Annotated in this window: 20 protein-coding genes; 6 read left to right on the top strand and 14 right to left on the bottom strand. The window is 62.5% G+C overall.

What is annotated here, in order from left to right:
* The first annotated feature begins 105 nt into the window (after positions 1-105).
* Complete coding sequence (locus ACP7AL_RS16300) at positions 106-462, top strand: nuclear transport factor 2 family protein (RefSeq protein WP_425992841.1); 357 nt, start codon at positions 106-108, stop codon at positions 460-462.
* Between the two features lie 145 nt (positions 463-607).
* Positions 608-1,870 carry an MFS transporter gene (locus tag ACP7AL_RS16295; protein ID WP_425992839.1) on the top strand — a complete coding sequence of 421 codons (1,263 nt, stop codon included), beginning with the start codon at positions 608-610 and terminating at the stop codon, positions 1,868-1,870.
* On the opposite strand, the gene ACP7AL_RS16290 is transcribed toward ACP7AL_RS16295, so the two are convergent.
* Both ACP7AL_RS16290 and ACP7AL_RS16285 read right to left on the bottom strand, forming a co-directional pair.
* Positions 1,871-2,389: a VOC family protein gene (locus ACP7AL_RS16290; RefSeq protein WP_425992837.1), complete on the bottom strand. Its 519-nt coding sequence runs from the start codon at positions 2,387-2,389 to the stop codon at positions 1,871-1,873.
* 56 nt (positions 2,390-2,445) lie between these two features.
* Entirely contained in the window at positions 2,446-2,994 is a 549-nt protein-coding gene (locus ACP7AL_RS16285; protein WP_425992835.1) for a carboxymuconolactone decarboxylase family protein, read from the bottom strand.
* 196 nt (positions 2,995-3,190) lie between these two features.
* Between ACP7AL_RS16285 and ACP7AL_RS16280 the strand changes: the two genes are divergently transcribed.
* Both ACP7AL_RS16280 and ACP7AL_RS16275 read left to right on the top strand, forming a co-directional pair.
* Entirely contained in the window at positions 3,191-4,375 is a 1,185-nt protein-coding gene (locus tag ACP7AL_RS16280) for an acyl-CoA dehydrogenase family protein (protein ID WP_425992833.1), read from the top strand.
* Positions 4,376-4,502: 127 nt separating this feature from the next.
* Positions 4,503-5,642, top strand: a complete 1,140-nt coding sequence (locus tag ACP7AL_RS16275) for an acyl-CoA dehydrogenase family protein (protein ID WP_425992831.1) — start codon at positions 4,503-4,505, stop codon at positions 5,640-5,642.
* A 68-nt stretch (positions 5,643-5,710) separates the two neighbouring features.
* Here ACP7AL_RS16275 and ACP7AL_RS16270 read toward each other — a convergent pair whose 3' ends face one another.
* The 12 genes from ACP7AL_RS16270 to ACP7AL_RS16215 form a co-directional block, all read right to left on the bottom strand.
* Positions 5,711-6,760: an amino acid ABC transporter substrate-binding protein gene (locus ACP7AL_RS16270; RefSeq protein ID WP_425992829.1), complete on the bottom strand. Its 1,050-nt coding sequence runs from the start codon at positions 6,758-6,760 to the stop codon at positions 5,711-5,713.
* Positions 6,761-6,815: 55 nt separating this feature from the next.
* A complete protein-coding gene (locus tag ACP7AL_RS16265; protein ID WP_006023022.1) occupies positions 6,816-7,409 on the bottom strand; it encodes a L,D-transpeptidase in 594 nt (197 codons plus the stop codon).
* 141 nt (positions 7,410-7,550) lie between these two features.
* Positions 7,551-7,682, bottom strand: coding sequence for a hypothetical protein (locus ACP7AL_RS16260; RefSeq protein ID WP_006023021.1), 132 nt, complete (start codon positions 7,680-7,682; stop codon positions 7,551-7,553).
* A 7-nt stretch (positions 7,683-7,689) separates the two neighbouring features.
* Positions 7,690-8,703, bottom strand: a complete 1,014-nt coding sequence (cydB, locus tag ACP7AL_RS16255; protein WP_425992827.1) for a cytochrome d ubiquinol oxidase subunit II — start codon at positions 8,701-8,703, stop codon at positions 7,690-7,692.
* Between the two features lie 5 nt (positions 8,704-8,708).
* Positions 8,709-10,112 (bottom strand): cytochrome ubiquinol oxidase subunit I, encoded by a 1,404-nt coding sequence (locus ACP7AL_RS16250; protein WP_425992825.1) that lies wholly within the window; start codon positions 10,110-10,112, stop codon positions 8,709-8,711.
* A 113-nt stretch (positions 10,113-10,225) separates the two neighbouring features.
* The gene (locus ACP7AL_RS16245; protein WP_006023018.1) at positions 10,226-10,783 is read right to left on the bottom strand and encodes a thioredoxin family protein; all 558 of its coding nucleotides are present in this window, start codon (positions 10,781-10,783) and stop codon (positions 10,226-10,228) included.
* A gap of 15 nt (positions 10,784-10,798) precedes the next feature.
* Complete coding sequence (locus ACP7AL_RS16240) at positions 10,799-11,494, bottom strand: cytochrome c biogenesis CcdA family protein (RefSeq protein WP_024920272.1); 696 nt, start codon at positions 11,492-11,494, stop codon at positions 10,799-10,801.
* 158 nt (positions 11,495-11,652) lie between these two features.
* A complete protein-coding gene (locus ACP7AL_RS16235) occupies positions 11,653-12,405 on the bottom strand; it encodes an energy transducer TonB family protein (RefSeq protein WP_425992822.1) in 753 nt (250 codons plus the stop codon).
* Between the two features lie 20 nt (positions 12,406-12,425).
* Positions 12,426-12,857 carry a TonB system transport protein ExbD gene (exbD, locus tag ACP7AL_RS16230; RefSeq protein ID WP_006023015.1) on the bottom strand — a complete coding sequence of 144 codons (432 nt, stop codon included), beginning with the start codon at positions 12,855-12,857 and terminating at the stop codon, positions 12,426-12,428.
* A gap of 4 nt (positions 12,858-12,861) precedes the next feature.
* Positions 12,862-13,779 carry a tonB-system energizer ExbB gene (gene exbB / locus ACP7AL_RS16225; RefSeq protein WP_425992819.1) on the bottom strand — a complete coding sequence of 306 codons (918 nt, stop codon included), beginning with the start codon at positions 13,777-13,779 and terminating at the stop codon, positions 12,862-12,864.
* A 257-nt stretch (positions 13,780-14,036) separates the two neighbouring features.
* Positions 14,037-16,148 carry a TonB-dependent receptor gene (locus ACP7AL_RS16220; protein WP_425992817.1) on the bottom strand — a complete coding sequence of 704 codons (2,112 nt, stop codon included), beginning with the start codon at positions 16,146-16,148 and terminating at the stop codon, positions 14,037-14,039.
* A gap of 177 nt (positions 16,149-16,325) precedes the next feature.
* Positions 16,326-17,498, bottom strand: coding sequence for a PepSY-associated TM helix domain-containing protein (locus ACP7AL_RS16215; protein ID WP_425992815.1), 1,173 nt, complete (start codon positions 17,496-17,498; stop codon positions 16,326-16,328).
* A gap of 247 nt (positions 17,499-17,745) precedes the next feature.
* Here ACP7AL_RS16215 and ACP7AL_RS16210 point away from each other — a divergent pair, with 247 nt between their 5' ends.
* Together ACP7AL_RS16210 and ACP7AL_RS16205 are read left to right on the top strand one after the other, a co-directional pair.
* Positions 17,746-20,136, top strand: coding sequence for a TonB-dependent receptor (locus tag ACP7AL_RS16210; protein WP_425992813.1), 2,391 nt, complete (start codon positions 17,746-17,748; stop codon positions 20,134-20,136).
* 140 nt (positions 20,137-20,276) lie between these two features.
* A complete protein-coding gene (locus ACP7AL_RS16205; protein WP_425992811.1) occupies positions 20,277-20,957 on the top strand; it encodes a Fe2+-dependent dioxygenase in 681 nt (226 codons plus the stop codon).
* Positions 20,958-21,039 lie beyond the last annotated feature (82 nt).

The following is a 21,039-nucleotide window of genomic DNA, read 5'->3' as shown; positions in this document are numbered from 1 at the left end:
GTGCGTGTGATGCACACGAAACTGCAACAAACACGGAGCGTCGTCCCGTAGCGTTCTGTACATTGCGTGCTTAAGTGTTTCCGGCTGATAAACCGGGGAACACAGATGCCGACACGTGCGCGCGTTGACGAATTCATTGCAGTGGTCGAGAGCGGCGATCACGCCGGCGCCATCGAGCGCTATTACACCGACGATGCCAGCATGCAGGAGAACACCGCGCCGCCGCGGGTCGGCCGCGACGGGCTGGTGGCGCATGAGCGCGGCATCCTTGCGCAAATGAAAGAGGTCCACTCCAGGGCACTGGTGTCGGTGGTGGAGGGCGATAACGTCATGATCCATTGGAACTTCGATCTTGTTGGTCTCGATGGCAAAACTCGCCACGTCGATGAAATCGCCATGCAGGAATGGCGCGGCGACAGGATTTTCCGCGAGCGGTTCTTCTACAACGCGGCGAAGGCATAAGCCCCACGCGTGACATGACCGGCTGTCATGCGGGCGATGACGATGTCTCGCTTGACGCCGCGATCCGCATCCTGACAGATGACGTCATTGCTGCCGGAATCGGCAGAAAAGAAGAGCGCCAAGCTCCTTCAGGGAACGCCGGACTATGAATGCACCCCACGCGGGTCCCGCCGCCGACGGGAAGATCGTCGACGAGTCATCGATCCGCTATGAGGGCTGGCCGGTCGTCGGGGTCTGCTTCCTTGTCGCGACATTCGCCTGGGCTGCCGGTTTTTATGGTCAGGGCGTCTACCTTGCCGAACTGCAACGCCTTCATGGATGGCCGGCTTCACTGATCTCGACGGCGACCACCTGTTACTATCTGTTCAGCGCGGTTCTGGTCGTGTTCGTCAGCGAGGCGATCCGCACGCTCGGACCGCGCCGTCTTCTCATCGGCGGCATTGTGACCATCGCGGCAGGCACCGTGATGGTCGGGCAGATCACATCGCCTTGGCAATTATACGTTGCCTATGCGCTGATCGCGTTCGGCTGGGCGGGGACCAGCCTCGCTGCGATCAACAACACATTGGGGCTGTGGTTCGACAAGAAGCGCGGCATGGCGATCAGCCTTGCCCTGAATGGCGCAAGCTGTGGCGGTGTGATTGGCGTGCCGCTGCTGGTCGGCGCCATCGGCAAATTCGGCTTCCCTGCAACGTCGATCGGCGCAGCGCTGGTCATCATGGCGCTGGCGATCCCCGCCATCCTGATCTGGGTGGGCCGGCCGCCGAAGCGCGCGCTGCCCCCGGCCGATGTGTTTGCCGCCGAGCCCGCGCCGGCCGTGCGCTCGATCGCGGAGATACGACATGCTGCCTTCGGCAGCCTCTCGTTCTGGACCATCACGGTGCCGTTCTCGCTGCTGCTGGTCGCGCAGGTCGGCTTCATTGTGCATCAGATTTCGTTTCTCGATCCGATCATGGGCCGCGAACGCGCCAGCATCGCAGTAGCGCTGATGACCGCGATGGCGGTGATCGGGCGGGTCCTGTTCGGTCTTGTTGTCGATCGCATGGATCAGCGCAAGGCTGCGGCGGCCTCGGCGGTCAGTCAGGCGCTCGCACTGATCGTGATGATCAATACCCGGAACGAAGCTGCGCTGTTCACGGCCAGCGCGGTGTTCGGCTTCTCGGTCGGCAACATGATCACGCTGCCGTCGATCATCGTACAGCGGGAGTTCAGCGCAGTCGCCTTCGGCGTGCTGGTCAGCCTGGTGACGGCAATCTGCCAGTTCACCTATGCGTTCGGTCCGGGAATGATAGGGCTGCTCCGCGATGCGTTCGGCAGCTACACCGTGCCGTTTTATGCCTGTGCGTCGCTGCAACTGATTGCTGCGGCGATTGTGCTGGTTCGCGCAAAAGCGCCGAAGGCGATTTGATCAGCCCTCGCGCTCGCGCAGCAACGCCTCGACGTCGAGGCGGCGCGTGAACATCGCCAGCGTTCCGTCCGGGTGTCGTGGCCACTCGGCCTCGGGCCTGTCGCGGTAAAGCTCGACGCCGTTCTCGTCAGGATCGCGCAGATAAAGCGCCTCGCTGACGCCGTGATCGCTTGCGCCGTCCAGCGTAATGCCGGCGGACAGCACCCGGTGCAGCGCATCGGCCAGCGCCGCGCGTGTCGGATAGAGGATCGCGGTGTGAAACAAGCCGGTGGTGCCTTCCGGCGGTGGGCTTCCGCCCTTGCTGTGCCAGGTATTGAGGCCGATGTGGTGGTGATAGCCGCCCGCGGAAATGAACGCGGCCTGATCGCCGTAGCGCTGCATCAGTTCGAACCCGAGCACGTCCTGGTAAAAGCCGAGCGCGCGGTCGAGGTCCGCGACCTTCAGGTGCACATGGCCGATCCGCGTGCCTGCCGCAATCGGTTTGAAAGACTTTGATACCGCCTTGGTTTCTCCGGACATCCAGGTCTCTCCGATTGTATCGATGCGCTGCTCTTATCGATGTATGAGTGCCTTCCTCATGGTACAAGATCGGAGGTCTCGCCCTCGGGCAATTCGACCTGAAAGGTGTTGAGCGTCATCGACACCAGCGCGTAGTAGCCGAGCAGGCCAACCAGTTCGACCACGCCGGTTTCGCCGAGCATTTCGATGGCTTCCGTGTAAAGCAGCTTTGGCACGTTGTGATTTTCGTGCAGCGATTCGCTGAATTCGTAGACGAGCTGTGCCTTCCGGTCGTTGAAATCCGGAACGTGACGATGATTGATGGCGGCGATGATGTTCGGATCGAGTCCCGCCGCGAGCGCCATCTTCTTGTGCGCATACCATTCGTACTGCGCGTTCCAGTGCCGTGCGGTCACGAGGATGGCCAGCTCGGACAGACGCGGCCCGAGTGTGGTGTCGTAACGCAGGAACGCGCCGAGCCGGCTGGCGTGCCGCGCGACTTCAGGCGCGTAGATCCATGCGCGCAGCGGCGGCGTGACGGTGCCGCGTTTGCCTGAAACCGATTCTTCAAAGATGCTTTTTTGATCGTCGCTCATTTCGCTAGGCGAAAGCGTTTTCAGGCGCATGGCGGCTCCTCTGTTTTAAACGCGGCAGCGCACAGGTATGGGCGGGGCTGCCGTGCATGGCTACCATATCGTACCGAGTGAGGCTTTCGCGCCGGCGAGATATTGAAATCCGCCAAGCGGACAGTACAGTCCGGCCCGGAAAATAAACAAAGCCGCGCCCATTGCGCCGCGGCCCATCAGCCCGAGGAACGATCGAATGGCCGATATGGAAAAATTCCGCAGCGAAACGCGGGCCTGGCTGGAAGCGAATTGTCCGCCCGAGATGCGCAAGCCGGTGACGGGCGAAGCCGACGTGTTCTGGGGCGGCCGCAACACCACGTTCTCATCGGAGCCGCAGCGCCTCTGGTTCGAGCGGATGCGCGACAAGGGCTGGACCGTGCCGGACTGGCCCAGGGAGTATGGTGGCGGCGGTCTCAATGCGGAGGAAACGAAAATCCTGCGTCAGGAAATGTCGGCGATCGGCGCGCGGCTTCCGCTGTCGAGCTTCGGCATCTGGATGCTTGGACCTGCGCTGCTGAAATACGGCACCGATGCGCAGAAGCGCGAGCATCTGCCGAAGATCGCCGCGGGTCTGATCCGCTGGTGCCAGGGTTACTCTGAGCCGAACGCGGGTTCGGATCTGGCATCGTTGCAGACACGCGCCGACGTCGACGGCGACGACTACATCATCAACGGCCAGAAGATCTGGACCTCGATGGCGAATTTCGCCGACTGGATTTTCTGTCTGGTGCGGACCGACTTCAGCGCCAAGAAGCATGACGGCATCAGCTTCATCCTGTTCGACATGACCTCGAAGGGCGTCTCGACCAAGCCGATCCTTCTGATCTCGGGCAAGTCGCCGTTCTGCGAAACCTTCTTCGACAACGTCCGCGTGCCGCGTTCGCATGTGGTCGGCACCGTCAATCGCGGCTGGGACGTCGCGAAATATCTGCTCCAGCACGAGCGCTCCATGATCAGCGAAGTGGGCGAGCGCCGCGGCGCCCGGCCCTTGGGTCAGGTGGCGGCGAATTCCATCGGCGTCGACGAGCGCGGCCAACTGGACGATCCCATGCTGCGCAGTCAGATCGCGGCGTTCGATATCGACGAGGCCGCGATGGCCTGCGCCGCCGAGCGCGCGGTCGATCTTGCGAAAGCAGGGCAGGGCCATCCGGCCTACTCATCGGCGCTGAAGTATTACGGCACCGAGTTGAACAAGCGCAGGTACGAGATCCTGATGTCGGCCGGCGGCGTCGATGCGCTGGAATGGGAAAGCGAACGCTCCCGCGAGGGACTTACGGCGCGGACCTGGCTGCGCACCAAGGCGAACTCGATCGAGGGCGGCACCAGCGAGGTGATGCTCGGCATCGTCGCCAAGCGCATTCTCGATCTGCCCGGCGCCTAAAACACTTCGTCATTGCGAGCGAAGCGAAGCAATCCATCCTTGAGCAAAGCGGGATTGCTTCGTCGCTTCGCTCCTCGCAATGACAGTCTGCTTCAACTCAGGTTTATCTGTATCGATTGGAACACCTATGGCTCTCGTCCTCAACGAAGAACAGTCAATGCTGCGTGACAGCGCGCGCGGTCTCATCAGCGACAAGGCGCCGGTGGCGCATCTGCGCAAGCTGCGCGACACCAGGGACGAAACCGGTTTCTCGCGCGAGTTGTGGAAGACATTCGCGGAGATGGGTTTCGCGGGTCTGCTGGTGCCGGAAGAATTCGGCGGCAGCGGGCTTGGCTATGTCGAGGCCGGCGTGGTGATGGAAGAAATCGGCCATACACTGATGCCGTCGCCGTTTCTGTCGACCGGTGTCGTCGCCGCGGCCGCGTTGACGCGCGGCGGCAACGGTGCGCAGAAGTCGGAATACCTGACGAAGATTGCCAAGGGTGAGCTGATTGCCTCGCTCGCAGTGGACGAGGGCGCCAAGCATCGTCCTTCCAAGACGGCGATGAAGGCCGTGCGCTCCGGCAATGGCTTCAAGCTCAAGGGCGCGAAAGCCTTCGTGGTTGACGGCCACGCCTCCGATTTGCTGATCGTCGCGGCCCGCACCGCGGGCGAGAGCGGCGATCGCGAGGGATTGACGTTATTTCTGGTCAATCCCAGGAGCAAAGGCATCGAGATCGAGCGCACCGCGATGGTCGATGCGCACAACGCCGCGCGCATCGTGTTCAACGATGCCGAGGTGACGGCGGACGGCGTGCTCGGTGAGGTCGATCAGGGCGGCGTGCTGCTCGAAGGCATTCTCAATGTTGGCCGCGCCGCCGTGGCGTCGGAAATGGTCGGCGTCAGCGAGGAAGCCTTCGCGCGCACCGTGACGTATCTCAAGGAGCGCAAGCAGTTCGGCAAGCTGATCGGTGAATTCCAGGCGCTGCAGCATCGTGCCGCGCATCTCTACACCGAGATCGAAATCACCAAGGCCGCCGTGATGAAGGCGTTGCAGACACTGGATAGCGATTTCGATGCGGCGGGTGCTGCGGTGGCCGTCGCCAAGGCGAAAGCCGGGACGACCGCGACCCTGGCCGTTCAGGAGGCCGTGCAGATGCATGGCGGCGTCGGCATGACGGACGCCTTCGACATCGGCTTCTTCATGAAGCGTGCGCGTGTATGTCAGGAGCTTTTCGGCGACAGTGCCTATCACGCCGAGCAACTGGCGCGGATGAAGGGTTACTGAGCAGGCCGCTCAAAGAAAATGGCCGGGACAAACCCGGCCATCACAACCTATCTCAAGGAGAGTGCGCGTTACCGGATCGGCGGCGCGTACTGGATACCGCCGGCGTTCCAGAGCTGGTTAAGGCCGCGCGGAATCTTGAGCTTCGATCCCTCGCCGACGTTGCGGTCATAGACCTCGCCATAGTTGCCGACGTGGCGGATGATGCGCGCGGCCCAATCCTTCGTCAGATCCATTTCCTCACCGTAGGCGCCTTCGGTGCCGAGCAGACGCATGATGTCGGGCTTCTTTGACTTCAGTGCATCGTCGATGTTCTTGGACGTGACGCCGAGCTCTTCGGCGTTCAGCATGGCGTAGATCGTCCACTTCACGATCAGCAGCCACTCGTCGTCACGCTGGCGGACCACCGGCGCCAGCGGCTCCTTGGAGATCACGTCCGGCAGGATGGCGTGTTCGGCCGGCTTGGTCAGGCGCAGCCGCAGCGCATAGAGCTGCGAGACGTCGGTGGTGAGCACGTCGCACTGGCCGGAATCATAGGCCTTGAGAACATCGTCCAGGGTCGGGAAATTCAGTTCCTGATACTTGATGTTGTTGGCGCGGAAATAGTCCGCGAGATTGAGCTGGGTCGTGGTGCCGGCCTGGACGCAGACCTTGCTGCCGTCAAGTTCGAGGCCGGAGGCGATGTTGCGCGACTGGCGCACCATGAAGCCTTCACCGTCGTAATAGGCGACGGCTGCGAAGTTGAGGCCGTACTCGGTTTCGCGCGACATGCTCCAGGTGGAGTTGCGCGAGAGGATGTCGACCTTTCGATTGCGCAATTCCTTGAAACGCTCGCTCGCGTCGAGAGGGATGAACTTCACCTTGTTCGGATCGTTGAAGATCGCGGCGGCGACGGCGCGGCAGATATCGACGTCGAAGCCGGACCAGTTGCCTTTATCGTCGGGGATCGAGAAGCCCGGCAGTCCGGTGTTGACGCCGCAGAGCACGGCATCGCGTTTCACGGTCCGCTTCAATGTCCGCGTGTCGTATCGCTCGTACGCGATCGCGGCAGCGGCGACGGCAACCGCGATGACAACTCCGAGCGTGAGACCGGAGGCAAAGGTGCGCGGAAAAAGGGACATGTATGAATCTCGCTTCCAAGTATGCGTGCGAAAAGGAAAGAGCGTTATCGGGGGATCAGATTTCGGGCCGCTGGCGGATGATGACCTTGGTGCCAACGGGGATGCGGTCGTAGAGGTCGGTCACGTCGGCATTGACCAGGCGGAAGCATCCCGACGACACGGCGCTGCCGATGGTCTGCGGCTGGTTGGTGCCGTGAATGCGATAAACCGTGGCGCCGAGATAAAGCGCGCGCGCGCCCATCGGGTTGCCCGGTCCGCCTGCCATGAAACGCGGCAGGTAAGGCTGACGGGCGATCATTTCCGGCGGCGGCGTCCAGTCCGGCCACTCCTGCTTGCGGGAGATCTTCTGCAATCCCTGCCACTGGAATCCTTCGCGGCCGACGCCGATGCCGTAGCGAAGCGCGCGGCCGTTGCCCTGCACCAGGTAGAGGAAGCGCTCGGAGGTGCTGATGATGATGGTGCCCGGTGCTTCCGTTGTGCGGAAGAAGACCGCTGTACGCTTGAATTCCGGCGAGACTTCTTCGTCATCGGGAATGTATCCCGGCTGATCGCCGATGTTCATCTCGCGGCCCTGCGCGAAGGCGTGAGGCGCCGCGAACAACAGGCTGGCGGCGACCGCCGCCAGAGCGAGAGAGCGGATGATGTTCATGTCGAGAATCCCGCGTTAATTCGTGCCCCGCGCGCATCAAACCTTAGCCGTGCTCCGCTGGCAAGTGACACGCGCTCGAAGGCGGGCGACCATGCGCCGTAAATCCTTAAAATATATCCGAAAATCGGCGATCGTCCGCGATCAGTGCGGCGCGATCCAGAGCCGCAGGACGTAGGCGAAAGCGGCAACGGTGCCGGTCCCCAGCAGCCACAGCGCCGCGAACCACAGCAGACGCTGCGCCAGGGGGCGAGGCTGTTCGGGCGGCGAGGTCATACTCACCTTAATGATAGCCGCTGTCGGCGTGCACCTTGCCGCGGAAGACCCAGTACGCCCACGCGGTGTAGGCAAGAATGGTCGGCACGAGGATCGCGATGCCGTAGATCATGAAGTTGAGACTGTTGGCGGGCGCCGCCGCCTGCCAGATGGTGACGCTCTGCGGCACGATATAGGGATACATGCTGACACCGAGACCGGCATAGGTGATGCCGAACAGGACCAGTGAGAGAATAAACGGCCGGTAGTCTTGCCTATTGGCGAGACTCTTCAGCAGCAACAGCGTGATCGCCGCCACCGCAATCGGAATCGGCGCCGCGAAGATGATGTTCGGCCATTCGAACCAGCGCCGCCAGTAGTCAGCCTGAAGGAACGGCGTCGCCGCGCTGACGGCGACGATGGCAATGATCGTCGCGAGCAGCAGAATCCGGCTCAGGCGATAGGCATGGTCGCGCAGCTCACCCGCGGTTTTCATAAGCAGCCACGTCGCGCCGAGAAGGCCATAGCCGGCGACGACCGCACAGCCCGTCAAAATGCTGAAGGGCGTCAGCCAATCCCACCAGCCGCCTGCGTAATGACGCCCTTCGACATGGACGCCTTGCAGGATCGCACCGAGCGCGATGCCCTGCGCCATCGCCGCGACCAGCGAGCCGCCGGCAAAGGCGATGTCCCAGCGGTTGCGCTCGCTCTGGGTGCGCCAGCGGAATTCAAAGGCGACGCCCCGAAATACAAGCCCGATCAGCATGGCGATGATCGGGGTATAGAGCGCCGGCATCAGGATCGCGTAGGCCAGCGGAAATGCGGCCATCAGGCCGCCGCCGCCAAGCACCAGCCATGTCTCGTTGCCATCCCACACCGGAGCGACCGTATTCATGATGACGTTGCGGTCTTCCGTTTTCGGGAAGAAAGGAAACAGCATGCCGAGGCCGAGATCGAAGCCATCCATCACGATGTACATGAAGACGGCAAAGGCGATGATGAAGGCCCAGAGTGTTGCGATGTCGAATGTGAACCCGGCCATGGCGTTCACCCCTGGCCTGCGTGAGCGGCCTGCGCGGGCGTAATGCCCGCGGCGCGGGCGGGCGTGTCCGCGCGGGGACCTTCTTCGCCATGATGCGGCGGCTCATGCATCAGTCGCAGAATGTAGAACACACCCATGCCGAACACGATGAAGTAAACCACAATGAAGGCGATCAGCGAGGTCGCAACCGCAGGCGCGTCCAGCGGCGATGCCGAATCCACTGTACGGAGCAGGCCGTAAACCGTGAACGGCTGTCGCCCGGCTTCTGTCGTCACCCAGCCGGCCAGGACAGCAATGAATCCCGCCGGGCCCATGGCGAGCGCGTAGCGATGCAGCCAGCGCGACTCGTAAAGGATGCCGCGCCAGCGCGCGTAGAGACTGAACAGACCGACGCCCAGCATCAGAAATCCGATTCCGACCATGGTGCGGAACGACCAGAACACCAGTCCGACCTTGGGCCAGTTCTCGCGCGGCACGGTGTCGAGGCCCTTCAGCGGCGCATCGAGCGAATGCTTGAGGATTAGCGACGAGGCCTTCGGGATTTCGATCGCATATTTCACCTTCGCTTCGTCCTGATCGGGAATCCCGAACAGGATCAGCGGCGCGCCGTTCGGATGGCTCTGGAAGTGTCCTTCCATCGCCATCACCTTCACCGGCTGATGCTCGAGCGTGTTGAGGCCGTGCTGGTCGCCGGCGAGAATCTGGATCGGGGCCACCAGCGCGGCCATCCACATCGCCATCGAGAACATCACACGGGCTCCCTCGAGCCGCGTATTCTTCAAAAGATGATAGGCGCCGACGCCGCCGACCACGAAGGCGGTGGTGAGATATGCCGCCAGCACCATATGGACGAGGCGATAGGGGAAGGACGGATTGAAGATCACCTTCCACCAGTCGGCGGCGACGAACTGTCCCTGCGAGTTCATCGCAAAGCCGGTCGGCGTCTGCATCCACGAGTTGGCCGACAGGATCCAGAACGCGGAGATCAGCGTGCCGATGGCCACCATCATGGTCGCGAAGAAATGCAGCCTGTGGCCGACCCGTTTGAGCCCGAACAGCATGACGCCCAGAAAGCCTGCTTCCAGGAAGAACGCGGTCAGCACCTCGTAGGCCATCAGCGGACCGATGATCGGGCCAGTCTTGTCCGCGAACACCGACCAGTTGGTGCCGAACTGGTAGGACATCACGATGCCCGAGACGACGCCCATGCCGAAGGCGACGGCGAAAATTTTCAGCCAGTAATTGAAAAGGTTGATGAAGACTTCGCGGCCGGTCCATAGCCACAGCGCTTCAAGGACCGCGAGATAGCTTGCAAGGCCGATGGAGAAGGCCGGAAACACGATGTGAAAGCTCATCGTGAACGAAAACTGCAAGCGCGCCAGAGTGATGGCGTCGAAACCCTCGAACATCGCGGACCTCCGGTATGCTCAATCCGGAAGTTCTATAGCATGTGCACCGCGATGTTGATAACAGCCGCGGTGCACAAAGTTGCATGGCTCAGGCGCAATCGCGCCTGCGGCATTTAGCTGCTGGCGTTCAGCAGCTTGCCGACGGTGCGGTCGATCTCATCGTAGGCGCCTTCACCGGCGTGGCTGTAGACGATCCGGCCGGACTGATCGACGATGTACTGTGCCGGCCAGTATTGATTGCGGTAGGCATTCCATGTCGCGGACTTGTTGTCCTGTGCGACCGGATAGGTGATGCCGTGCCGTTTCAGTGCCGCCTGGACGTTGTTCGACGAATGCTCGAACGGAAATTCCGGCGTGTGGATGCCGACGATGACGAAGCCCTTGTCCTTGTACTTGGAATAGAGCTGCGTGACGTGCGGCAGGGTGTTGACGCAGTTGACGCAGCCATAGGTCCAGAAATTCACCAGCACGACCTTGCCGCGCAGGCTCGCGAGCGTCAGCGGTTGCGAGTTGAACCAGTTGCCGAGGCCGGTGAATTCGGGCGCAGTCGTTGTGGCTTCCGCGACTTGAACAGCGCCACTGGTCGCTGCGGCTTCATCGCTGCGGCCGGGCAATGTCGAGGCCATCAGCGCGAGTGCGGCCACCGAAAGCATTCTGGTGAAATGTCGCATGGTTCTCTCCTTGAGTTACAGGCCGGTCTGGCCGTTTGGATAAAGCTGGGTCAGCCACGCCACGGCGAGCGTGTCGTATTGAAAGTAAGTGGCTGCGGCGAACGCGATCACGATCACCCCGAAGCCCTGCTGCAGGCGCGGCGCGATCCGCGCGAGGCTGCGCACGCGTGCGGTCACGGCCTGTCCGCCGTAGGCGATAACGAGCATCGGGATCGCAGCGCCGATCGCATAGGTCACCAGCAGCAGCGAGGCCCATGCGGTGTCCTTGGAGGTCGCGACGACGGTGAGGATCGACCCGAGCACAGGTCCGGCGCACGGCGTCCACACCAGCCCCAGCGTTGTGCCGAGGATGAAGCCGCCGAGCAGCCCCTGGCGATCGCGCGGCGTGGCGCTCTGCTGCGTCAGTCCGGCAAACCGGATCGAGAGCCACTCGAATGGCGCGGGCCAGATCATCAGCAGTCCGAAGATTGCAAGCAGCACGGCTGCGCCGTCACGCAGGACGCTCGGATCGAAATCGAACAGGCGCGTCAGCGCAGAGAGCGCCAGCGCAACGATGGAGAATGCGACCACGAAACCGGCGGCGATGAATGCCGGGCGGAGCGGGCTTGTCTGTCCGACCGAAGCGCCGAGAAGGATCGGCAGCACCGGCAATGTGCAGGGCGCCGCGATGGTGATGACGCCGGCAAGCGCCGCGAGAAGAAGATTGAGCACGATGAGATCCGCCGAAAGTCGAAGCCGCCGCATGATGGCGCGGCCGCAAAAGATGGGTTCGGGGGAGTCTTCGGGGAGGCGGCCGGGGATGTTACCGGCGGCCGGCGTCACGTGTTCGTGACATCAGCGATCGAGGCAATCACGCCACGGAGGATGCCTCAGTGCACGGAAAACCGCATCGGCAGGGTGAAGCTCAGCGAGGTTTCCCTGATTTCCGGCGGGAACGACGGCAGCGGCTGGGCGCGGCGGATCATCGCCATGGTCTCGGCATCCAGCGCCGCCGAGCCGGACGATCTGGCCAGCCGCGCGCTCAGCACGCTGCCGGTCCGGCTGACGGTGAAGCTCAGCATCGCGACGCCCTGCTCGCCGGCGGCCTTGGCGGCCGACGGATACTGCTTGTAGCGCTGGAGATGCGCCGAGAGGATGCCGTTGTAACTCGCGCGCGCGGCCTGCGCGGCGCGCGGCGTCGCTGTGGTCTGCGGCGCGGGATTCTCGGTCGGCTTCTTCGGCTTCTCGACGACGGGCTTCGGCTTCTGCTTCACCGGTTCGGGTTTGGGCTTTGGCTTCTCCGGAGGGGCAACGATCTCCGCCTTCTCCTGCAACGGCGTCGGTGCGATCTGTTCCTCGACAACGTCCGGCTGCTTTTCGGGTTCGGGGGCGGGAGGTTCGGCCTCCTGCATCTGCGGACCGGGTGCGATGTCCTGTTGTACGGGATCGGGCGTTTGCGGCGCGGATTCCAGATCGAGCATGATCGGCTCGGACGCCGTGCCGATCGCATCCGGCATCGACGGCGTGTACAGAACAAACCCCGCGATCAGCGCTGCATGCGTCGCCACCACCAGCGCCGCCGCGAGACCCCAGCGGCGGACGTCGGATATGTCGGGTGGTCCGTGCAGGACGAGTGTGTTCATTGCAGCGCGGCTCTCTGCCGTTAGTTTCTTGCGTCGAGCCCGACGAGCGCGACCTTGAGATAGCCCGCGTTGCGCAGCAGGTTCATCACGTCCATCAGCTCGCCGTACGGCACGCTTTTGTCGGCGCGCAGATAAACCGGATCGGCTTTCTTGCCGCTGGTGGCAGCGTCGAGCGCCCCGATCAGCGTCGTGCGCGGAACGATGTCCTCGCCGACCGCAACCGACAAATCGGGCTTCACGGTGATGAAGACCGGCTTGTCGGGCCGCGGCGGCGGCGTCGCCGTCGAGGCCGGCAGTTCGACGCCGAGGTCGACGGTCGCCAGCGGTGCGGCCACCATGAAGATGATGAGAAGGACCAGCATCACGTCGATGAACGGCGTGACGTTGATTTCATGGGATTCAGTCAGATCGTCATCTGCACCGGCGACTTTTCCACCCAGACGAGCGCCCATGATTTTACTCCGCCGCGCGCGCAATGCGCAGGGAACGGCGGCCCTGATCGCGGCTGATGAGCAACATCACCTGCGCGGTCGCATCGCCGAGCAGCGCGCGATAGGCGGTGATCATGCGGACCAGATGGTTGTAGATCACAACCGCGGGGATCGCGGCGATCAGGCCCATCGCGGTCGCAAGCAGCGCTTCGGCGATGCCGGGCGCGACCACGGCAAGATTGGTGGTGTGTGCTTCGGAAATGCCGATGAACGAATTCATGATGCCCCACACCGTGCCGAACAGGCCGACGAACGGTGCGGTTGCGCCGATGGTGGCGAGCACGCCGGTACCGCGCGAAATCCGCCGCGACATCGCCGCCTCGACGCGGCTGAGCCGCAGTTCGACACGCTCCTTGAAACCCTCGTCGTTGACCGTGTCCGACAGTGCTGCTTCCGCCGCGGCTGATTGCACAAGCCGGGACACAGCGTCCTTGCCGTTGCGGGCGTCACGCTCGGCTTCCATGAGGGAGATGTCATTGCCGAGAACCTTGATGCGTTTTTTCGCGCGCCGGGTCTCGTGGCGGAGTTCGAGCAGTTTCGCGACGCAGATCGTCCAGGTGATCAGCGATGCGATAGCAAGACCGATCATCACGAGTTTGACGACAATGTCCGCGCCCATGAACATGCCCCACGGGGACAGGTTGTGCGGCAGCGTGGGATTTTTCGCGGTCTGTCCCACGACCGGGGTCTGGACGGCGGGAGCCTGGGCAGGCGCCGCGATCGCGGCCGGTGCGGGCGTTTGCGCCACAGGTGCTTGCGCAGCCGGGGCCTGTGCGGGCGGTGTTGGCGAAACGGGAGTTTGCGCGAAAGCCTGCGCGATCATCAGAGACGTTGCAGCGGCAAGCAAGACCAGTAATCCGGCAGCCTTCTTGGGGTTGGTCATATGCTCTCCGCTTCTTCAAATCGCGTTTGCAGCCGACATCGGGGGAACGTCGGATTGATAGCTGTTTCGCAGTTTTCGCCGTCTTGCAGTTTTGGTCCGAAGCTCTCGCCGATAAATCCGCAGTGAGGCACTGCGGCCATAGCCGTTCGCCGAGAGGCAGGATGTACCTTCAGAATAATAAAGCACTGCGATGTCCTTGTCGCCACTGGGGACCTAGATTCTGCCGAAACTGGAACGATTCCAGATCGATCGGGCCTTCAGAATCTCACATTCGTGAACAGCCGCACGCCGAGGCCGGGCTGTAAGACCTCGGCTTTCTTGAACGAAATATGGTTCCGAATCTGCTCGTTAAGCAGGTTGTCGCCGGCCAGGCCGATGGTGAGTTCGCGCGGCCCGCTGTCGGTCCTGTTGAACGTATGCGTGTAGCTCACCTCTGCCTTGAGCAGATTGTAACCGCCGGTGGGCGTCTCGTTGAGGCCCACGTCGTTTTGCGCGAAGGCGTGCAGCAGCCCGACCCGTGTGTACCATTCGGCGTTGCGCCACCACACGCCGCCGCCAGCTCGCATCGGTGCGATACGCGGCACGTTGGTTCCGTCGGCGAAAGTCGCCCGCACGATGTCGGACTGCCCGTCGACTCCGAACATGCCGTCGCCGAGCGGTGTGACGTCAAGCTGGGCAGCGATTTCGGCGCCTCGGAAGGTCGCATCGCGCTGACCGTAGGCGACCTGCGTCAGCGGGCCGGTGGCGCCGCAGGTGGCAAAGGTGTCGGTGCAGAAATTTCCGGTGACCTGCTTGAAGATGAAGTCCTTGTAGAAGGTGTAGTAGACGCTGGTCTCGAACCGCAATTGACCCTTGGCGCGCCTGAGGCCGATCTCGGCGGTCTGCGCGGTCTCGATCTTGAGATTGGGATTGCCGATCACGAACGTGCCCGATGCGCCATCGGATCCGCGCGAGAACAACTCGGGCGCCGCAGGCGCACGCTGAACGTATTGGGCATTCAGCGTCGCCACCATGTCCCATGGCAGGTTCTTCAGCAGGCCGACGCTGGTGCTTTTCGGCGTGAAGGTGCGCCGCGCAGGCTCCTCCGAAAACGTATTGGGCGGCGGCAGAAAGTCCGCCGGGAAGGTCGGCGCCAGCCCCTTGACGATATGGTTCTCGATGCGGCCCGCGCCCTGCATGCGCAGCGTGTCGGTGAGTTGAATCTGTTCGAACGCGAACACCGCCGCGGTGTTGGTATTCGTCTGCGCCAGCAGGCCGCCGAGACTGCCGTCGGTGCCGAGTTCGCGATGGCCGAACTGCGCGCCCCATGTTCCGGTCAATGCACCGATGGCGGTCGCGACCGCCGCATGGTCGAACTCGAAGCGGCCTTCGAGTTCGCGGTTCCTGATGATGTTTTTCAAGGCGTCGACGCCATTGGCGTCGAGGCCGAGTTCGTTGTGCTTGTAGTTGCTGGCGCCGAAGGTGAAACGAAACGCATCGATGCCGTCAGTCGGCGCGCGCCACTCGCCCTTGCTGGTCCATTTGGTCTGTTCCATGTCGATGCGCGAATTCTGCTGTGCATCGGCCACGCCGGGGATGTGGTAGAGACTGGTGATGTGCTGGATCGCGGTGCCGATATAGCCGCCATCGAACATGTAGGAGCCGCCGACCGATTGTCCCTCGGTGTTCAGCCGCGTGTTCGCCTGCACGCCGCCGGGAATCCGGTAATCGCCGGCGCGCCGGCCGTAAGCATCGGCATGGACCGCGACATTGCCGCCGCTGGCATCGAGGCTGACTGCGCCGTCGAGACCATTGTCTACAGATGACGCGCCGCCCTTGAAGCGCGCGCTGAAGCCATTCTCGACCGGCTTCTCCGGAATGCGGTTGTTGGTGGCGCTCACCACGCCGCCGATCGCCTGCGATCCGTAGCGTAGCGTCGCCGGTCCGCGGATCACCTCGACCTTGTCGGCGGCGAGCGGATCGACCGGAACGACGTGATCCTGACTGAAGTCGGATGCGTCCTGGGTGCCGATGCCGTTTTCCTGCACGCGCACGCGATAGTCGTCGAGACCGCGGATGTTCGGGCGGCTGGCGCCCGGCGCAAAGGTCGATGCCGAAACCCCCGGAAGACCGGACAGAAGATCGGCGAGCGAGGCGGCGTTGCTGCGCTGGATTTCGCGGCCGGTGATCGCGGTGGCCGACTGATAGGTGTTGTCGATGACATTGACCGGGCCGCGCTGGAGGCCGTCGGCAGACGTGTTGCCGGTGGGGGCCGGTGCGGAGACTGCGATTTCCGGCAGCACATGCTGGGCCTGACCTTGGCTGATATCGGCGGCTGTGACCGATACGCAGGCCATGCCCGCCGCGGAAACCAATGATTTCAAACGCATTTCACCCCACTCACCGCTGCTCGCAGGAAGTTGATAATGCAAGTGCGAATTATTCGCAACAAGAGATTTGCGATTGATTCTCAACAGCGCGTAACGCGGGATGGAAAGGGCAGACGGACTCCCGCAGCGCCGATGAATCCTCCGGCTCTAGGAAGTCAGTCCGTCCGGGTTAATGGGCTATTCGGCCGGTGCAGCGTCGCCGACGGGCACAGGTTTCGCTCCCGCACCGGCATTGGTGCGCTTCATCAGCGCGCGCTGACGGCGCTGCCGCAGCCAGACCAGAATGCCGGTGATGCCGAGCACAGTCGGCATGATGCCGCTCAGGAACACGACGAAACGCCAGACTTCGCCCGAATGGCTGCCTTCATGCAGCCAGCGAATCCAGGACGCGGTCCGGTCACCGGACAGCGGCTGGACGACACTCACCTCGCCGCTGCGATCGTTGATCATGATCGTCACCGGTTCGGCCTTGCCGTCCTCGTGCAGCCTGACGCGCCACGCGCCGGTTTGCGGATTCGGATAGAAGATCGCGTCGACAGCCGAGTTCGGCCGTGCGGCTGCGGTTGCGAAAATTTCGGCAGGAGAACGCGCGGTGTTGGCCATCACCTGGCCTCCCGGTCCGCCGCCGCGCTGCTGTTGCGGCGTCATTGGCGCCAACGACGACAGGAGTTCGCGTCCCTGTTGCGGCCACGCCAGATAAATTCCGGTCAACGAGATCAGCGCCAGCGGAAAGCAGATCCAGAAGCCGGTCATGTAATGGAGGTTCGAGGATGTCGCCGGGCTGCGCCGCCAGACGAAAGCGCGCGACCACTGGCCGTGCCGCGGCCACCACAGGTAAAGGCCGGTGAGCGCCAGCGTCAGCATCGCGACGCCGGTCCATCCGACAATGCTGCGTCCGTAGTCCGGGATCGTCAGGTTCTCGTGAAACACGTGCAGGAAGCCGAAGAACGTGTCGCGAAAGTTCACAATGCTGAGCACGTGCGCATCGTGACGGTCGATCGTCGCCGTCAGCCGCACCGGACGCTCGCCCTTCGCCGCGGGCCCGCGGAGCGCGATCGTCAGCGGCACCCGGTTGTCTTCGGGAAAGCTGATCGACATCGGCGTGAAGCCGTCGCCGGCAGCCTTGCGCGCATTTGCGATGGCGAGTGTCAGATCAGTCGGCTTCGATGGCGCCACCGCTCCGCTTGGCGTGCTCATGAACTCGCCGATGTCGTCGTGATAGACGAGCAGCGCGCCGGACAGCGCGACAGGCACCAGCAGAACGAACAGGCCAATGCCGAGCCACAGATGAATGTTGCGCCAGAGCCGCTTCAGGGATCCGCGCTGGTGTGTCGAAGTTGCTGTCGGCATTTAGACTGTTTCTAATTCAGTGAGTTTGGAGAGATTCTAAAAATACGTAACTGCAAGTGCGATGGTGCACTTCTGCGCTTGTTCTAGTCCCGCTGCGCGTCATGTTGCAATCGGCGAACGTATCTGAAGCGTCAGTTTGCAGATGTTCTAATTTCAAAGCCTTGCCCTGCAGGCCTGCATTTTTCAAAAGCTGGCTGGAAATCGCCGTTCGGATGAACGCGCGGCAAGTTGAGTGGTGGGGCAAGCGATGCGGAACAGGTTCAACAGGGTCATCAAACCGGTAAAAAAGCAGAAGCAGGACGTAGCGGTCTCCGCCGCGCCGCTCGCCGCCGCCGGATCGTCCGTATCGTCACCCTTCATCCGCGCTTCGGTGCGCAAACCCGGCCCCGCGATGTTTGGCCTCGCATCGGTGATGCTGGCGACCAATGCAATGGCGCAGGAAGCGCTCCCGACCATCGACGTGGAAACCGCTGGCAATGGCGGCGGCGGTGGTTATCAGGCGACCCAGTCGCAACTCTCGCGCATCCCGACCCCGCTGCGCGACACGCCGCAGACCATCAACGTGGTGCCGCAACAGGTCATGCAGGAGCAGCGCCAGACCACGATGGAAGACGCGCTGCGTACCGTTCCTGGCATTACGTTCGCCGCGGGTGAGGGCGGCCAGCAGGGCGACAGTCCGATCATCCGCGGCTTTGCTGCGCGCGGCGATCTTTTCCGTGACGGCATGCGCGATCCGGGCTGGTACACGCGCGATCTGTTCTCGGGCAATGCCGTCGAAGTGTACAAGGGACCGTCGGCGTTCGCGTTCGGCCGCGGCGCGACCGGCGGCGCCATCAACGTCGCGAGCAAGCTGCCGACGTTCGCTCCTGTTCCTTACATCGAAGGAACGGTCACCGGCACAACGGGTCCCGGCGTGCGTGCGGAAGTAGATGCCGCCGGCACCAAGGGCGAAGTCTCCGGCCGTATCGCGGCGCTGTATCAGGATGTGAACACCCCCACGCGCGACGATGTTTACACCCGGCGCTGGGGTGTCGCGCCGTCGATTTCGGCGAATGTCGACGACAAGACCAAGGTGACGCTGAGCTATATCTATCAGGGTGAAGAGGGCAGGCCGGACTACGGCTTCACTTTCTTGCCGACACCGGCCTACAGCGCAGCAACCGGAGTTCTGACGAACCCGGGTTATTACGGCAATGGGCAGGCGACACCGCCGATGCCGACCCCGCGCTCAACATGGTTCGGTGTCAGGGACGGCGCGTTGCGTGATATCACGCAGGTTGAAACCCATATCGCCACGATCAAGGTCGATCGCGAGATCACCGATCAGGTGAAGCTGTCCAACGCGACCCGATACATCGACAACGAGCGCTTTTCGCGCCCCACCGCGCTGCGTAACTTCGGCTTCGGTGCGAACGTTGTCGGCACCGGTGTTTGGGGGCCTCCAAACTTCCCGTTCAATGCCGATCCGAACAACATGACGATCGGGCGCGAACGCCGCGAGCGCCAGACCAATAATACTTATCTGGTCAATCAGACGGATCTCACGGCGAAGTTCGAGACATGGGGCGTCCGGCATACCCTCGCTGCGGGCATGGAGTTCACTAACGAGACCCGGTATCAAGGGCGCGTTGATCTGTGCGATCCGGCCAACGCCGCTTGCCGGGAAAACGTGATGAGCCCTTATCCGATCGGTTCTCCGACCGGCGGTGCGATCAAGACATATTTGCCGATCAATACGTCCGCAAACAATCAGGCTGTCTTCGTCAGCGATCAGGTGAAGTTTAACAAGTACTTTGAGGTGTTAGGCTCCATTCGCTACGACCGCTTCAGCACGACCTATGATGATTACAATCAGGCGCTGATTGCCAACCAGCATCTCGCGCGGGTCGATAATCTGGTGAGCTACCGCGTCGGCGCCGTGGGACATCCGACCCAGAATTCGAGCGTCTACATTGCTTACGGCAATGCCTACAATCCGTCGGCGGAGCTCGGCACGCTGACCAATGCAAGCGTGGCAGGTCTCGCGCCTGAACAGACCAAAACGATCGAGGTCGGTACCAAGATCGACGTGACCAAGGAACTGGGTGTGACCGGCTCGATCTTCCGGATCGAGAAAACCAATCTCCGCATTGTCGATCCGGTCAATACGACTGTCTCGGTTCTGGACGGCATCGCCCGCGTTGACGGTGTCGAACTTGGCGTGGTCGGCAAGCTGTCGGAACAGTGGAGTTTGTTCGCCGGTTACAGTTATCTTCAGTCAAGGATTCTGGACACCCGCGACCTCAGCATCCTCGGTCGCGAACTCCCGAATACGCCGCACCACAACCTGACCGTCTGGTCGACCTATGCGATCACGCCGGACTGGACCGTCGGTGGCGGCACGACTTACCAGTCTATGGCTTACGCAAGTCAGACCAACGTGAGCTATGTTCCGGACTACTGGAAGTTCGATGCGATGGTGGCGTACAAAGTCACGCCGAATTCGACATTGCAGCTCAACGTCTACAACATCACCGACAAGTTGTATTATTCGCAGTATTCCGGCGGCAACGTGGTGCCGGCTTCAGGACGCTCCGCCTCCCTGACCTATCGCTACCGGTTCGAGCCGCCGCCGGCGGCGACGCCGGTCGTCAAGTAAACGGTGAAGCCGTTATGCCCTGCTATGCGGCCGCCCCTTCCGGGCGGCCGTTTGGTTGTGATCGGCAGGTTTCTGCCAAGGGGCTTGGACGAAACGTGTTTCGGCGCTAACGAAGTCGCGTCAATGAAGGAGCCGACGCCATGATGCTGCACATCCCCAATGTGCTGACGCCCGAGCAGGTCGCGCGCTGCAAGGAGGTCATGACCAAAGCCGCGTGGGTCGACGGCAACGTCACCGCCGGACATCAGTCGGGCAAGGTCAAGTTCAACCTGCAACTGCCTGAAGAGTCCGCGGAGGCGCGCGAGCTGGGCGACATGGTGCGCGGTGCACTGTCGCGCAATCCGCTGTTCATGTCGGCGGTGCTGCCGATGCAGATCTTCCCGCCGCTGTTCAACCGCTACGACGCCGGCATGACGTTCGGATCGCACATCGACAACGCGATCCGCACCCATCCGCAGCAGCCGATCCGCATCCGCACCGACGTCTCGACGACATTGTTCATTTCATCGCCCGAGGACTATGACGGCGGCGAGCTGGTGGTCGAAGACACTTACGGCAGCCACAGCGTCAAGCTGCCCGCGGGCGACGCCATCATCTATCCCGCAACCAGCGTCCATCATGTGACGCCCATCACGCGCGGCTCGCGCATTGCATCGTTCTTCTGGACCCAGAGCATGATCCGCGATGTCAGCCATCGCGCGATGCTGTTCGATCTCGACATGGCGATCATCCGGCTGAACCAGGACGTGCCGGATCATCCGTCGATTGTCTCACTGACGGGCTTCTATCACAACATGCTTCGGCAGTGGGCTGAGGTGTAGGGCGTAAGGTAATCCCGTTCGTCCCCGCGGAGGCGGGGACCCAGTTCTCGAAGAACTGGATCCCCGCTTTCGCGGGAATGAG

The organism is Afipia sp. DC4300-2b1 (assembly GCF_049895725.1).
Lineage (GTDB): Bacteria > Pseudomonadota > Alphaproteobacteria > Rhizobiales > Xanthobacteraceae > Afipia > Afipia broomeae.
Note: the sequence above shows the minus strand (reverse complement) of the source record. Positions and strands in the feature narration are given on the sequence as shown.

Coding starts and splice junctions, on each gene's coding strand:
- ACP7AL_RS16290 (WP_425992837.1), bottom strand. CDS start 2,389: ATGTCCGGAGAAACCAAGGCGGTATCAAAGTCTTTCAAACCGATTGCG.
- ACP7AL_RS16220 (WP_425992817.1), bottom strand. CDS start 16,148: ATGCGTTTGAAATCATTGGTTTCCGCGGCGGGCATGGCCTGCGTATCG.
- exbB (WP_425992819.1), bottom strand. CDS start 13,779: ATGACCAACCCCAAGAAGGCTGCCGGATTACTGGTCTTGCTTGCCGCT.
- ACP7AL_RS16295 (WP_425992839.1), top strand. CDS start 608: ATGAATGCACCCCACGCGGGTCCCGCCGCCGACGGGAAGATCGTCGAC.
- ACP7AL_RS16210 (WP_425992813.1), top strand. CDS start 17,746: ATGCGGAACAGGTTCAACAGGGTCATCAAACCGGTAAAAAAGCAGAAG.
- ACP7AL_RS16265 (WP_006023022.1), bottom strand. CDS start 7,409: ATGAACATCATCCGCTCTCTCGCTCTGGCGGCGGTCGCCGCCAGCCTG.
- ACP7AL_RS16245 (WP_006023018.1), bottom strand. CDS start 10,783: ATGCGACATTTCACCAGAATGCTTTCGGTGGCCGCACTCGCGCTGATG.
- ACP7AL_RS16250 (WP_425992825.1), bottom strand. CDS start 10,112: ATGTTCGAGGGTTTCGACGCCATCACTCTGGCGCGCTTGCAGTTTTCG.
- ACP7AL_RS16285 (WP_425992835.1), bottom strand. CDS start 2,994: ATGCGCCTGAAAACGCTTTCGCCTAGCGAAATGAGCGACGATCAAAAA.
- ACP7AL_RS16300 (WP_425992841.1), top strand. CDS start 106: ATGCCGACACGTGCGCGCGTTGACGAATTCATTGCAGTGGTCGAGAGC.
- ACP7AL_RS16205 (WP_425992811.1), top strand. CDS start 20,277: ATGATGCTGCACATCCCCAATGTGCTGACGCCCGAGCAGGTCGCGCGC.
- ACP7AL_RS16280 (WP_425992833.1), top strand. CDS start 3,191: ATGGCCGATATGGAAAAATTCCGCAGCGAAACGCGGGCCTGGCTGGAA.
- ACP7AL_RS16235 (WP_425992822.1), bottom strand. CDS start 12,405: ATGAACACACTCGTCCTGCACGGACCACCCGACATATCCGACGTCCGC.
- cydB (WP_425992827.1), bottom strand. CDS start 8,703: ATGGCCGGGTTCACATTCGACATCGCAACACTCTGGGCCTTCATCATC.
- ACP7AL_RS16215 (WP_425992815.1), bottom strand. CDS start 17,498: ATGCCGACAGCAACTTCGACACACCAGCGCGGATCCCTGAAGCGGCTC.
- ACP7AL_RS16275 (WP_425992831.1), top strand. CDS start 4,503: ATGGCTCTCGTCCTCAACGAAGAACAGTCAATGCTGCGTGACAGCGCG.
- ACP7AL_RS16260 (WP_006023021.1), bottom strand. CDS start 7,682: ATGACCTCGCCGCCCGAACAGCCTCGCCCCCTGGCGCAGCGTCTGCTG.
- exbD (WP_006023015.1), bottom strand. CDS start 12,857: ATGGGCGCTCGTCTGGGTGGAAAAGTCGCCGGTGCAGATGACGATCTG.
- ACP7AL_RS16270 (WP_425992829.1), bottom strand. CDS start 6,760: ATGTCCCTTTTTCCGCGCACCTTTGCCTCCGGTCTCACGCTCGGAGTT.